Source organism: bacterium, assembly GCA_026708015.1.
Lineage (GTDB): Bacteria > Actinomycetota > Acidimicrobiia > Acidimicrobiales > Bin134 > Poriferisocius.
Genome location: JAPOVT010000054.1, coordinates 69,895 through 83,336, shown reverse-complemented (window position 1 = coordinate 83,336; position 13,442 = coordinate 69,895). Strand labels below are relative to the sequence as shown.

13 protein-coding genes are annotated in these 13,442 nt (G+C 66.5%); 8 read left to right on the top strand and 5 right to left on the bottom strand.

Annotated features, from left to right (window positions below; all coding sequences use genetic code 11):
• Positions 1–148: 148 nt before the first annotated feature.
• The 3 genes from OXG30_12975 to OXG30_12965 are packed head-to-tail and all read right to left on the bottom strand — an operon-like array spanning position 149 to position 2,284.
• Entirely contained in the window at positions 149–970 is an 822-nt protein-coding gene (locus OXG30_12975; protein MCY4135805.1) for a methyltransferase domain-containing protein, read from the bottom strand.
• A 12-nt stretch (positions 971–982) separates the two neighbouring features.
• Positions 983–1,579: a cytochrome P450 gene (locus OXG30_12970; protein ID MCY4135804.1), complete on the bottom strand. Its 597-nt coding sequence runs from the start codon at positions 1,577–1,579 to the stop codon at positions 983–985.
• A gap of 42 nt (positions 1,580–1,621) precedes the next feature.
• The gene (locus tag OXG30_12965; protein MCY4135803.1) at positions 1,622–2,284 is read right to left on the bottom strand and encodes a methyltransferase domain-containing protein; all 663 of its coding nucleotides are present in this window, start codon (positions 2,282–2,284) and stop codon (positions 1,622–1,624) included.
• Positions 2,285–2,362: 78 nt separating this feature from the next.
• On the opposite strand from OXG30_12965, the gene OXG30_12960 reads away from it, so the two are divergent.
• The 3 genes from OXG30_12960 to OXG30_12950 all read left to right on the top strand — a co-directional run bounded on the left by OXG30_12960 (position 2,363) and on the right by OXG30_12950 (position 4,645).
• Positions 2,363–2,656, top strand: a complete 294-nt coding sequence (locus OXG30_12960; protein ID MCY4135802.1) for an antitoxin — start codon at positions 2,363–2,365, stop codon at positions 2,654–2,656.
• On the top strand, positions 2,653–3,078 hold the full coding sequence (locus tag OXG30_12955; GenBank protein MCY4135801.1) for a type II toxin-antitoxin system VapC family toxin: 426 nt from the start codon (positions 2,653–2,655) through the stop codon (positions 3,076–3,078). The genes OXG30_12960 and OXG30_12955 overlap by 4 nt, the downstream gene beginning before the upstream one ends.
• Positions 3,079–3,163: 85 nt before the next feature.
• Positions 3,164–4,645 carry a class I adenylate-forming enzyme family protein gene (locus OXG30_12950; protein ID MCY4135800.1) on the top strand — a complete coding sequence of 494 codons (1,482 nt, stop codon included), beginning with the start codon at positions 3,164–3,166 and terminating at the stop codon, positions 4,643–4,645.
• Between the two features lie 114 nt (positions 4,646–4,759).
• On the opposite strand, the gene OXG30_12945 is transcribed toward OXG30_12950, so the two are convergent.
• Positions 4,760–6,469 carry a hypothetical protein gene (locus OXG30_12945; GenBank protein ID MCY4135799.1) on the bottom strand — a complete coding sequence of 570 codons (1,710 nt, stop codon included), beginning with the start codon at positions 6,467–6,469 and terminating at the stop codon, positions 4,760–4,762.
• A gap of 91 nt (positions 6,470–6,560) precedes the next feature.
• On the bottom strand, positions 6,561–7,481 hold the full coding sequence (locus OXG30_12940; GenBank protein ID MCY4135798.1) for an NAD(P)-binding domain-containing protein: 921 nt from the start codon (positions 7,479–7,481) through the stop codon (positions 6,561–6,563).
• A gap of 146 nt (positions 7,482–7,627) precedes the next feature.
• Between OXG30_12940 and OXG30_12935 the strand changes: the two genes are divergently transcribed.
• Genes OXG30_12935 through OXG30_12915 form a run of 5 tightly spaced genes read left to right on the top strand, consistent with a single transcriptional unit; the run spans position 7,628 to position 13,408 of the window.
• Positions 7,628–9,346, top strand: a complete 1,719-nt coding sequence (locus OXG30_12935) for a DUF4143 domain-containing protein (GenBank protein ID MCY4135797.1) — start codon at positions 7,628–7,630, stop codon at positions 9,344–9,346.
• On the top strand, positions 9,343–10,572 hold the full coding sequence (locus tag OXG30_12930; protein MCY4135796.1) for a CoA transferase: 1,230 nt from the start codon (positions 9,343–9,345) through the stop codon (positions 10,570–10,572). The genes OXG30_12935 and OXG30_12930 overlap by 4 nt, the downstream gene beginning before the upstream one ends.
• On the top strand, positions 10,572–11,804 hold the full coding sequence (locus OXG30_12925) for a CoA transferase (GenBank protein MCY4135795.1): 1,233 nt from the start codon (positions 10,572–10,574) through the stop codon (positions 11,802–11,804). Before OXG30_12930 ends, OXG30_12925 begins: the two co-directional genes overlap by 1 nt.
• A gap of 9 nt (positions 11,805–11,813) precedes the next feature.
• A complete protein-coding gene (locus tag OXG30_12920) occupies positions 11,814–12,992 on the top strand; it encodes an acetyl-CoA acetyltransferase (protein ID MCY4135794.1) in 1,179 nt (392 codons plus the stop codon).
• The gene (locus OXG30_12915; protein MCY4135793.1) at positions 12,989–13,408 is read left to right on the top strand and encodes a Zn-ribbon domain-containing OB-fold protein; all 420 of its coding nucleotides are present in this window, start codon (positions 12,989–12,991) and stop codon (positions 13,406–13,408) included. Before OXG30_12920 ends, OXG30_12915 begins: the two co-directional genes overlap by 4 nt.
• Positions 13,409–13,442: the final 34 nt, after the last annotated feature.

The window sequence follows — 13,442 nt, the reverse complement described above, 5'->3', positions numbered from 1 at the left end:
GCGATCCTCGTCGGTGGACCTATCAGCGGCGGCGAGCGCAAGGCCACGACGCTTTGGCGTCATCGCTGGAATCTGCATTTGCCCGATCCTCGGTTTCTCGTTCATCACCTGAGAGTAAGGATGGGTGTGACAGTTTCTGGACAGCTCGTCAGTCGGGCGGGCAGACCCCGATGACCTCGCCGTTCACCCAGGCCCAGAAGCCATCGGGTTCAGTGGACCACTGGGAGAAGGCTGCGGAGATTTCCTTGAGTTCATCGCGGGTGGCGAATCCGTGACCTACCGCGTGGTCGGCGAAATCGCTTTCGATCACCCGTACCGCCCACATCTCGCCCCACACCGTTCGTCCCTCTTGGTCAGCGTGGGCGGTGGTGCTGGCGGTGGCCTCGATATCGGTGAAGCCGGCTTCTATTGCCCAAGACAGCAGATAGCGTCCGGCGTCAGCTTCCCCGCCGTTGGCCGAGGCCACTTGGTGGTAGAGGCGTCGCCAGCGCTCGATGGCCGGGAACACCGGGGCATGCATCATGGTCTCGTAATCGGAATCCCGCACCGCCACCAGCCCGCCGGGCCGCAGCACCCGCCGGGCCTCCCGCAGCGCCCCCACCGGATCGGAGAGGTGCTGGAGCACCTGATGGGCGTACACCACATCGAAGCTGGCATCGTCCCACGGCAACTCGTAGACCGAGCCGACCTCGAACGATGCGTTGGTCAGGCCACAGTCGTCAGCGTGGGCCCGGGCCGCGTCCACCACGTCGGCCGACAGGTCCAGGCCCACCACCCGGCCAGCGCGGCGAGCCAGGCCAGCAGTGATGGTGCCCGATCCGCACCCGATGTCGAGCACTTCGGCATCGGGCCGCAGTCGTGGCAGCAAGAAGGCGGCACATGACTCCGCGGTGCGCCGGGAGTGCCATCCCACGATTACCTGATGGTAACCGTGGGTGTAAGTCTCGCCCTCGGGCTGTTGCTCAGCCAACGGGTTCGGGAGTCAAGAACGCGTCAAGGCGGTCGGGTCCATTGGCCCAGAACACCGGGGTCTTCTTGCGGACGCTGCCGGGGGCCAGCTCCGCGGTTGCCACCCGCTCCAAGAACACCTCCAAGGCCACCCGGCCCTCGAGGCGGGCCAAGCTGGCTCCGGGGCAGATGTGGGGCCGCCGCCGAAGGCAATGTGGTCTTTGGGGCGCTCCCGGTCAAGCCGGAACTCGTCGGGATCGTCGAAGTAGTCCTCATCCCGGTTGGCCGACGACACGCCGAACACGATCTTGTCGCCGCGGCTCATGGGAGCGCCGAACACATCGGTGTCGGCGGTGCAGTCCCGGATGAGCATGTGGGCAGGGGAGTCGATGCGGAGCGACTCCTCTTCGGGAACCACCACGCCGGGGTCGCGGAAGCTGGACACAAAGGTCTCGACGTCTCTGGTGGCGGCCAGCACATGGTCGAACTTGGTGAGATACCACCCGGTGGGGGTGCGGGCCACCGGGCACTCGGACCGCAACTCGGCCAGTTCGTCGATGGGCACCTCCTCAGGATAGGCGAACGGGTCAAACGCCGTGTCCTCTTCGGTGCTGGCAGACGTCAAGCTCATAGCTCCAATGGTGCCACGTTGCCGCTCGTTGTGCGGCTTCGCTCACGCGGCGGCAAACACCGCGATGCGGGTCCACTGGTCGGGATCGGCCTCGTCTGCCTCCTCGTAAATCGGCCGCAAGTCGAATCTCAGCCCGGTGATGAGCCCCTCCGACTGTCGCTCCTCGAGCCAGTCGCCAAAACCGGCTTCGTCAAAGTGGGCCGAGTTGATCCCGAGTGCGAAGCGGGCTCCGGGCCGGGCCACCCGCAGCAATTCAGAGATCGTCTCAGAACCGAAGATCCCATGGGTGAACGCTCCCGCGCTCACGATGCCGGCGTAGGCGTGGTCGACCAGCTCCGTTGAATCGGTGAGGTCGGCCTCAAAGAGCAGTCGGTATAGGGGGCGGCCACCATGGGTCTTGGCTTTGGCTTCGGCCAGCATCTCCGGCGAGAGATCGATGCCGTCGATGAATGCCACCCCCGCCTCGGCCAACTGGGCGCCCACGAGCCCGGTTCCGCAGCCCACATCAAGGACCGGCTGGTCGAGCTGGGCGAAGCCGCCGCAGAAGACCTCGGCCACCTGCTGGGGATACACGTATCTGCTGTCGACGACGAATTCAGATTCGTAGGTCTCAGCCCAATCCGCGTACAGCTCGCGATTGGCCTCCGGCCCCTTGGTCGCATAGGCCTTTTCGAGCGCGAGCTCTGTGGACGACTTTCTGCTCACGGCTCCCATGGTGTCACGTAGGCCATGCAGCATTGGTAACACCTTGACATCAACAAAAGCAGACATCAAGATGTACACATGAGGACGACGCTGACCCTAGACGATGACGTGGCCGATGCGCTAAAGGAGCGGGCCCGGCTGCTCGAACAGCCGTTCAAGCAGGTGGTCAACGAGATTCTGAGGAAAGGACTGGGGCCTGAGAGAGCGACGCCGTCTGAGCCGTTCCGGGTTCAACCGCTCAATTGCGGGTTGCAGCCGGGCGTTGATCCCCTCCGGCTCAACCAGCTCAACGACGAGCTCGAAGCAGAGGCTTTCCTGCAGAAGGAAGCCCGTGTGGAGAGCCAAGGGCGTCAAGTGGCGTCTGACCGGTGATCGTCCCCGACGTCAACCTGCTGGTCTACGCCTACAACGAGGATGCGCCATTCCACCAGGAGGCCCGCGACTGGTGGGAGGAAATGGCCAACGGGACTGAGCGAGTCGGGCTTCCTTGGGTGGTGGCTGCGGGATTCGTTCGGATCGTCACCCAACACCGAACGGCGATTCGACCGGTCTCCCCAGAACGGGCGGTCGATTTGGTTGGGGAATGGTTCAGCTTGCCCCAAGTAACCCCGCTTAACCCCGGTGCCCAGCATCTGGCCATATTCCGCCAGCTCGTTGTGGCTGCCGGTGTCGGAGGAAACCTCGTCACCGACGCCCACATTGCCGCACTCGCCATCGAGCATCAGGCCGAGGTTCATTCCAACGATTCCGACTTCGCCAGGTTCCCCGGACTGCGCTGGCGGAATCCGCTGTAAGGAGGGGCCCGGTGTCGAGGCGGTCGCAAGCGACGGAGTTCCCGCCGCGGATACTCCGGCCCCTGCCCCGGTAGTGTGCCCGGCGATGGAGTTGGTGATTGGCTCGGTGTTCGACAACGCGGCGGCGACGGTGCCGTCCCGCCCCGCGGTGACGCGGGGGGAGAAGTCGCTCACCTATGGGGAGCTGCACCGACAGGCCAACCAGATGGGCCACGTGCTGGCCGGGCTCGGCGTGGGTCGAGGCGACCGGGTGGTCACCTGGAGCGACAACAACCTGGAATCAGTAGCCCTGTTTGTGGCATTGGCCCGAGCCGGGACGGTGTTCGCCCCGGCCAACGCCCGGCTGTCGCCCGATGAGGCGACCGAGATGGTGGGGCTGGCCCGGCCCCGGCTGCTGGTGGCCGATTCCGGCCATGCCGAGGCCGGCCAGTCGGTGGCCGAGGCGATGGGAGTCCCATTGCTCCGCCTGGGCGGGACCGGGCCGGGGCTTGATTTGGTTACAGAAGCTGCCTCCGCATCGGAATCGGCGCTGCCCTCGGCAGGCGTGGAGGAAACCGACCATCATGTGGTGTTCTTCACCAGCGGGAGCACCGGGCGCTCCAAGGGCGTGGTGCTGTCGCACCGGTGCAATTGGCTCCGCACCCGCACTCCGGCGCTGCTCGAGCCCCGCGACGCCACGGTGTGCATGTTCCCGATGTTCCACATGGGGGCGTGGACCATCGCCCTTCAGGCCTGGCAGGCCCGCGGGCTGGTGGTGTTCACCGACCGGGCCGACGCCGATGTGCTGATCGACGCAGTCCAGGTTCACCAAGCGGCCTACATGAACTGCATCCCCGCGGTGTGGCGCCGGGTGCTGGACGCTGATCGGCACGAAGGTCTCTCCTCGCTGCGGTTCGCCACCTCGGGAACCTCGGCCACCCCGCCCGAGCTGCTGGCCGACTTGAAGGCTGCGTTCCCCAATGCCCATCGACGGGTGTTCTACGGCTCCACCGAAGCCGGGTCGGTCACCATGCTGGACGATGTCGACATGGAGTTCCGGCCGGGAAGCTGTGGCCAGGCCCACACCGGGGCCGAGGTGCGCCTCGATCAGGGAGAGCTCCAGACCCGTTCACCGTTCATGTTCGACGGCTACTTCGACAATCCCGAAGCCACCGCCGAGGCGTTCACCGACGATGGTTGGTTCCGCACTGGCGATCTGGCCGAGGTGGATGCCGATGGCTTCTATTCCATCGTCGGGCGGGTGAAGGACGTGGTCCGTACTGGCGGGGAAACGGTGTCGCCTGCCGAGGTGGAGGGCCACCTGGCCGATTTCCCTGGGGCGGCTGAAGTCGCAGTGGTGGGAATCCCCGACGACCGCTGGGGCGAGGTGGTGTGCGCCGTGTTCGTGCTGGCTCCAGGCGCTGCCCTGCCCAGCACCGATGCGGTACACGCCCATCTGAACGACCGGCTGGCCCGGTTCAAGCACCCCCGCCGGATCGAGGCCATGGACGCCATCCCCCGTACCCCCGCCACCGGCCAAGTCCGCCGCCGCGAGGTGCTGGAGGCGATTTTGTCTGCTGGCAGTTAGTGGCTTTCGGAACTGACGGCGGTGCTGGCCGAGAGCAGTGCTACGATGAGTGTTGCCTTTTGGTGCTGTTCCAAGAGGAAGTCAGGCGCTCCGGTGTGCGGCTGTGGGGTGGTGTCAGTTGCGGCAGGTTTGGAGCCGGTCGAGTTCGGCGTAGACGGCCTGCCAGAGCGTGTTGGGGCCGCTGCCCTGCCAGTTGGGGGTTTGGCGGTCGGGCCGGGCTTTGATCTGCGCGACGGTGTAGTCGTCCTCGCCCAGCATGGTCCGGTACGCGCGGGTGAACGTCTCCAGCAGGTCGGGGCGGCCGCCGTTCCACTGGTCCTGGGTCTTGGAGCGGACCTTGGCGAGCAGATCGGTGTCGTCGGTGGCGCACGCCGTAGCGCCGCCGCCGAGGCTGCCTCCCTCCCGGCCGTTGTCGCCCGGCCCCAGCGCGCCGCCGCTGTCGGTGGCGTCGGTGTCGTCGGTGGCGTAGGTGTCGTCGCTGGCTTCGGTGTCGTCGGTGGCGTAGGTGTCGTCGCTGTCGAGCACGTCGTGCGGGTCGAACACCCGGCCGGTCACGTCGAACCTGGGGATCGAGGACCACAGCGTTCCGGCCCGCTCGTAGGCGGCGATGTAGGGGTCGGAGAAGCCGCGGCTGAACCAGTGCCGTATCACGAACCAGTCGCCGGGCTGCGCGTCGTCCGACGCGGTGACGGTGATGGTGTGGGTCTGGTCCCAGTTGGCCCGGGTGATGTCGAGCCGGGCCGGCTCGACGGCGACCGAGCCGGCCACCTCGGCGCGCTCGACGCCGATCCACACCGTCAGGGTCTGGCCCTCAGCGGGCCGCTGCGGCACGGTGATGGTGTAGGTGTCTCCCGACGGGTCGCCGCCCACCGGCGCCAACGTGCGCGCCTTCGGCGTCCATGAGACGTGCTTGTGCAACGCCGCCCCGTCGTGGTTGTGGTCGCTGTGGGTGTGGGCGGCGTGGGCGCCTGTGGCGTGGGTGTGGGTCATCGGCAGCGTTACGTTGCTGGACGTGTGGGTGTGGGTGCCGTGGCCGTCGTGGGCGTGGGTCACCGGCAGTTCCACGCCGCCGCCCGTGCCGTGGGTGTGGGTGCCGTGGCCGTCGTGGGCGTGGGTCACTGGCAGGGTGATGCTGCCGGTGCTGCCGTGGGTGTGGACGCCCGTGCCGCTGTGACTGTGAGAGTGGCTGTTGTCGCTGCCCAGGTGGGTGTGGGTGCCGTAGTTGTTGTGGTTGTGGGTGTGCGGGTAGGTGAACGACACGCCGGCGCTGCCGTTGCTGTAGGTGTGGGTATGGCTGCCCAAGTCGCCGTGGTCGTGAGTGCCCGTGTGCCCGGCCCGGTTCGCTATCGGGTGGCTGCTGTGGAGCCCGAACCCATCGTGTTCGTGGGTCGTGGTCACGGCGTTGTGGCTGTGGCTGTGGCCGTGGGTGTGGAGCGTCTGTACGTGGGTCAGCCTGTGCCCGATAAACGCGTTGTGGTGGGCGCCGCTGTGCGTGAGAGCGCCGTCGCCCGCGTGGTGGTGGTGGCCGTCGTCGGCGGCGGGGTGCGAGTGGTCGTGGTGGGTGCGTATATCACCCCACTTTCCGTGGTGGGTGTGCTCCTCGTCGGCGGCAGGGTGCGAGTGGTTCTGCCGCGTCCTGTGGTTGTGGCTGTCGCGGGGGTGGTTGTGGGGGCCGCGGTCGTTGTGGTCCCACTGGTGCTGGTGCCACAGCTCATGCACCACCACCTCGTCGGCGTTCATCGCCCCCGCGGACACATCAACCCGATCAGACGAGAACGCCCCCGCCCCAGCCGCCACCGCGATGCCCAGCCCCAACGTCGCCACCGCAGCCACAATACGAAAACCTGTTTTTTGCACGCGGGCATTCTAAAGATGTGGGGGGGGGGGGGGGCAAGCCCCAGGTCGCAGCCCTGAGCTAGTACTCTTCGTTGGGATTGACGATTCCCTCGAGGGGCTGGCCGGCCAGGCGGCGTTGGAGGTTTTCGGCGAAGGGGGCGATCAGCAGATCCCAGGATTCGGGCATGCACCAGGACACGTGGGCACTGAGCCGGACCCTGGGATGGTCATAGAGCCAATGGCCTTCGGGCAGGGGTTCGGGCTCCACCGTGTCCAGTGATGCTCGGGCGATGTGACCGCTGTCCAGCGCGGCCCGCAGGGCACCCTGGTCGATGAGGTCGCCTCGGGCGATGTTGATGATATGGACCCCTGGCTTGGTGGCGGCCAGGGCATCAGCATCCAGCAGATGGCGAGTGGCCGCGGTGGCCGGCGCGGCCACCACGAGATGGTCGGAGCGGCCCAGCAATTCAGCCAGCGAGTTGACGATCTCAATCCCCTCCAATGGGGCAGGTGCCGCGGTGCGGCGAATAGCGAGCACTGTCATGTCGAAGGCCAGGGCCCGGCGGGCCACTGCGGTGCCGATCCCGCCCAGACCTATGAGACCCAGCGTCTTTCCGTAGAGGGCGCCCAGATCGGCGGTGAACCACTGCTCGGGCGGACTGCTAAGCCACACGTTGGGCAGGTCCTTCTCAAAGGCCAGCATCATGGCCAGGCACCATTCAGAGATGGCGATGGCCCCGGCTCCCCGCGAGCAGGTCATCACCCGGTCGCCCAGCAGCTCCAAAGGAAACCCGTCGATCCCGGTGCTGGTCACATGAACCCACTCCACGCCCCGGTCCAGCAGCCCAGCCAGGTTGGGGTAGTCCCGGGGGATGGTCAACAGCGCCTCGCCGGAGGCATCCTCGGGAATGTCGCCTTGGCGGGGCACGTACACGAATTCGACGTCTTGGAACTGGGCGATGATCGGGTCGAGCCGCCCGCCTTCCATGTGGTGTAGCACTCGCAAGGTGCGCAGCCTAGTGGTGTATCGCAGAGATGGCGACGGCTGAACGGATGCGGAATGGCGATGAGAAGATGCCTGAAGGTGGCCCTGTAATTCGAAATCTAAAGTTCCGAATTGCAGGGTTTAGGGATTAGAATCTGGTAATGATCCTACGCGAGATTGCTGGCCTCCTTCCGAAGTTGTTTCGGCAGTACCCGTTCGTGTCTGTGACCGGGCCGCGCCAATCAGGCAAGACGACGCTGTGCAAGGCCGTCTTTACCGATCCAGGGGTCAAATACGTCAGCTTGGACGGGTTGGATGTCCGCGATCGGGCTGAGGACGACCCTAGGGGCTTTTTGCGCGACATCGGCACTCCGGCAATCATCGACGAAGTGCAGCACGTGCCGTCCTTGTTCCCGTATCTCAAGGAATCAGCCGACTCCAGTGGTGCCAACGGCCAGTACGTGCTGAGCGGCAGCGAGAACTTCGATCTCAACGAGGCCGTTAGCGAGTCGCTTGCCGGTCGCGTCGCCCAGTTGCGGCTGCTGCCGTTCTCGCTCGAAGAACGCCGCAGAGCGGGTGGGGCCGCCTCGTTCCCCGACATTGCCTACGGAGGCTTCTACCCGCGAATCATCGATCAGCAGCTCGAGCCTCGCCAGGCGCTCGCCGATTATTTCGAGACCTATGTTGAGCGCGATGTGCGCCGGATGGGCGGCGTTGGCGATCTGCCGGCATTCAGGCAGTTCGCTGCGCTTTGCGCTGGCCGTGTTGGCAGCCTGCTGGACTTCACGTCGATTGGCGACGATGTCGGCGTGAGCCGCACGACCGTCCGGAACTGGCTCGCCGTGCTTGAGCGCAGCTACATCGTTTTTCTGCTCCAACCGTTCCACGCGAACATGCGCAAGCGGCTGGTGAAGACGCCAAAGATCTACTTCTACGATGTCGGACTCGCCAGCTATCTCCTGGGAATTCAGGAAGCCGACCAGATCGCGACCCATCCCCTTCGCGGCCAGCTGTTCGAGAACATCGTTGTCGCCGAGGCCGTGAAGCACTGCTGGAACAACGGCCGCCAGCCTCGGCTTAGCTTTTACCGGGAGTCTGGTGGGCTTGAGTGCGACCTCTTCTACGAAAGCGGGCGCGGCATCAACGCCATCGAGGCCAAGTCGGGCGCCACGGTTGCCTCTGGCTGGATGCGGCCGCTGAGCCGAGTCGCCGCCACTGTTCCCGCGATTACCGAGCGAACTGTCGTCTATGGCGGCAACCAAGCGCAGTCGCGGTCCGATGTCGAGGTTGTCCCGCTCAGCAGGTTCCCCGCAGCCCTGCGGCGGTTCGACACAGAGTCGGCTGTGCTGGTCGTCTGCGAGGGCGCTCCGGTCGTCGGTGCGGCCGTGCTCGCACTGTTCCCCAACGGCACGCGGCGCGCTGCTGCGACCGACCCCGGCGGAGTGGCTCGCCTCGAACTGCACTCCGACGATCAGCCGATGACCGTGTTCATCGCCGGACCGGGCCTCGGGGCCCACATTTCGACAGACTGGATCCCGGCATCGGGCGCGTTGAGGGCCGATCTGGAACCGCTCGGCGAGGGAGGGTCGGTGATCTTCGAAGACCAGACCGGCAACTTGCCTGGGATCGAAGGCCGGCTCAACCCCATTCTCGATGAGCAGGGGCGGACCTATCTGTACACGACCAACATCGCCGTCAACGGCAATCTCAGCTCCGGCGCCGTCCACTTTGCAATCGGCGGTGAGCCGCTTCGCCTCGAAGACGCCAACGGCAAGAGACGCGACCTGTGCATCGTCGCCATGCGCGGCCAATCGTCGCTGCTCGAGTACCGGACACCCGTCGAGGAAGACCGAGCGACACCGCGTAAGGTCGGGCCGTGAAATCTGAGGCTTTGTCCCACATTCGCATCTGCGACTTCACCGGACAGTTGGCCGGAGCGGGGGCCACCCGGTGGATGGCCGCATTCGGCGCCGAGATCATCCGGGTTGAAGACCCGGCGCGCCTCGGCAAGTGGGACGTGCTCCGGGGAACGTCCCCGTTCGTGGATGAGCGCCGGGGCCACGAGTTCGGCGGGTGCTTCAACAACCACAACGTGGAGAAGCTGGGCATCACCCTGAACCTCCGCACCGACAAGGGCAAGGAGCTCCTGACCCAGCTGATCGCCGAGTGCGACGCAGTCACCGAGAACTTCGCCGCCGGGGTGCTGGAGCGCCTCGGCTTCGGCTACGACCGCCTGCGGGAGATCAAGCCCGACATCCTGTACGTGTCCAACTGCGGATTCGGCCACGCCGGCCCCTATCGCAGGTACAAGACGTGGGGGCCGATCGTGCAGGCCTGTTGCGGCCTCACCTTCACCTCCGGGTTGCCCGACATGCCCTCGGCCGGTTGGGGCTACTCCTACATGGACCACCACGGAGGGAACTTCATGGCTATGGCCATCATGGCCGGGCTGATCCACCGCAGCCGCACCGGCGAGGGCCAGTGGATCGACATGTCCTGTACCGATGCCGGGGCCACCATGCTCGGCCCGGCGGTGTTGGACTACACCGTGAACGGGCGGCCACTGCGGCGCGACGGCATGCCCTATTCCAACCGCAGCCAGTTCCCGGCCATGGCCCCCCACGGCATCTACGAGGCCGATGGGCACGACGCCTGGCTGGCCCTGGCCGCCCGAGACGAGCGCGACTGGCATGCCATCGCCGAGCTCATGGGCATCGACGACCGTCGGTTCGACGACCTAGCTGGCCGGCTGGCCCATGAGGACGATCTGGACGACGCGGTGCGGGCTTGGACCTCGGGTCGGGATCGATTCGAGGCCGCCGCCGAGCTCCAAGCCGTCGGGGTGCCCGCCGCCGGGGTGGCCAAGCCGGCCGACCGGGTGGACAACGACCCCAACACCGAGGTCTGGGGTTTGTGGCCCACCGTCACCCACGGCGAGATGGGCCGGGTGCGGGTCGACGGCATCCCCGCCCACTTCTCTGAAACCGACTGGGTGCTGGAGCGCGGCGGCCCACTGTTGGGCCAGCACAACCGCCAGATCCTCGTAGGCCTGCTCGGCTATTCGGACGCCGATCTGGCCGACTTGGCGGCCGAGGGGGTGATCTGATGGCGGGCAACGATCTTCCCGGCGCGCTGGCCGGAATCCGAGTGGTGGAACTGGCCGGCGAGGCCTCGGCCTATGCCGGGCTGATGTTGGCCGGCATGGGGGCCGAGGTGATCGTAGTGGAGCCCCCCGAAGGCCATCACTCCAGAGGCTTCGAGCCGTTCTTGGATGACGAGGCCGGGCCGGAGCGCAGCCTGTGGTGGTGGCACTACAACGCCTCCAAGCTGGGCGTGACCCTGGATCTTGGAGAAGGAGGCGACCGGGACCGGCTCCGGTCGCTGGCCGGCACTGCCGACGTGGTGCTGGAGTCGGAACGACCGGGACGGCTCGCCGACCTGGGCATCGACCACGACACGTTGCGGGCCGATCATCCCGAGTTGATCTGGGTGTCGCTAACCCCGTTCGGCCGCACCGGGCCGCGATCTCACGAGGAGAGCATCGATCTGACCGTGCTGGCCGCCGGCGGACCGGTGTGGAGCTGCGGTTACGACGACCACGCCATCGCGCCCCAGCGGGGCGGGGGCAACCAGGGGTACCAGACCGGGTCGGTGTTTGCGGTTCTCTCGGCTCAGACCGCGCTGTTGGCCCGAGATCACACCGGCCAAGGCCAGTTCGTGGACGTGAGCCTGCACGCGGCGGCCAACGTGACCACCGAGTTCGGTTCGGTGCAGTGGCTGGTGGCCGGTGACGAAGTGCAGCGCCAGACCGGGCGCCACGCCGCCGTTGAGCCCACCACGTTCACCCGGGCGCTGTCGGTGGACAATATCGACGTCAACACCGGCTTTCCGCCCCGCTCGGCCCGCGACTTCTCCGTGGTGGTGGAGTGGATGGAGACCCTGGGACTGAAGGACCAATTCGGAGAGTTCTTCTTCTTGGAGATGGGCACCCAGCTCGAAGAGGACCTGCACCTATCGCAGATCGGCCAGGATCCCGAGGTGACCGCCATGTTCGGCGCCGCCCGAGAGGCTGTGCGGTTCATCGCCCAGAACATCACCGCCTATGAGTTCTTCATCGGCGCCCAAGAGCGGGGACTGGCGGTGGGCATCATCTACTCGCCCGAAGAGGTGCTGGCCGATCCTCACTTCCAGGAGCGGGGCTTTCCCGTCGAGGTAGAGCACGAGGACTTGGGCCGCAGCTTCACCTATGTGGGCGCGCCCTATATCGCCCCCAAATCGCCCTACCGAGTCCGCCATCGGGCCCCCCATATCGGCGAGCACAACCACCTGCTCGCCTAAGCTGCCCCAGTGCCATCCCGTCATCCGGTCATCTGTGGCATCGGTCTGAGCGACTATCCAGTGGTGCCCCATCTGAACTCGGTGCAGCACCACGCCCTGGCCGCCCGCCGGGCTATCGCCGACTGCGGCATCGCCAAAACGGCTATCGACGGCTATGTCAGCACCAGCGGCGGGGGACCAGGAGCGGGTGACGACGCTGTGTCCATGGCTGAGTACCTGGGGGTGAACCACCGCTACATCGACGGGACCATGGTGGGGGGATCGTCATTCGAGTTCCACGTTCAGCACGCCGCCGCCGCCATCCGAGAGGGGTTGTGCGACACCGTCCTGGTGACCTACGGCTCCGACCAGCTCACCCGCATGGGCCGGGTGCTGGGCACCGGCGGTTTTCAGCGCGACGCCCAGCCGGTGGCCGGGGCCATGCAGATGGCCACTCCCTACGGATTGCCCCTGGTGGGGGCCTATGCCTTGGCCGCCCACCGTCATATGCACGAATTCGGCACCACCTCTGAGCAGTTAGCCGAGATCGCGGTTGGGGTTCGGGAGTTCGCCGGGCTCAACCCCGACGCCCGCTACCGAGACCCCATCACGGTGGACGACGTGGTGAACAGCCGCATGATCGCCGATCCGCTGCACAAGCTGGACTGCTGTGTGATCACCGACGGGGGCGGGGCGCTGGTGATGACCACCGAGGAGATCGCCCGGGACCTGCGCCAGCCTCCGATCTACGTGCTGGGGGCAGCCGGCACTCAGACCCACTGGAACATCCACCAGATGCCCGACTTCACCGAGATGGGCGCCGCGGTGTGCGGACCAGAGGCGTTCGCCCAAGCGGGAGTGACACCGGCCGACATCGACACCGCCCAGCTTTATGACAGCTTCACCATCACCGTGATGCTCATGCTGGAGGGCTTGGGCTTCTGCGGTCGGGGAGAGGGCGGTGCCTATGTGGAAGAGGGCCATCTGCGCCGGGGCGGCTCAATGCCCACCAACACCGACGGCGGAGGCCTGTCGTCCAACCATCCCGGCATGCGGGGCATCTTCTTGTTGATCGAGGCGGTTCGCCAGCTTCGGGGCCACGGAGGCGAAGCCCAGGTGCCCGACGCCGAGGTGGCCTTGGCCTGTGGCTCCGGCGGCTGGCTGTCGGCCATCGCCACCGTCATCTTGGGAAAGGACCGCCCCTCATGAGGGTCGTCCGTGATCTTGAGTGGCAGGGGCCGGTCCCCGCCGGTGAGGGGGAGTACGGCGAGTTCTTCGCGGCCGCCGCCGAGGGCCGCTTGCTCATCCAGCAGTGCCCACAGTGCGGCCATCGCCAGCACTACCCCCGAGCAATTTGCACCGCCTGCGCGGCCGTGCCCGAGTGGATGGAGGCCGCCGGCGCTGGCACCGTCCACACCTACACCATCGTCCGCCAGTACGGAGTGCCCGCCTTCGCCGAACTGCCCTATGTCCTGGCCATGGTCGACCTCCCCGAGGGAGTGCGGATGTTCGGCGGCCTCACCGGCATCGACCCCGAAGCGGTCGAGGTCGGCATGGCTGTCACTGCCTATGCCCGCACCTACGACGACGACCACGCCATGGTCTTCTGGGAGCCGAGCCAGTAGACCCCCATCACGGTTCCTGATCCCAATTCGGCGC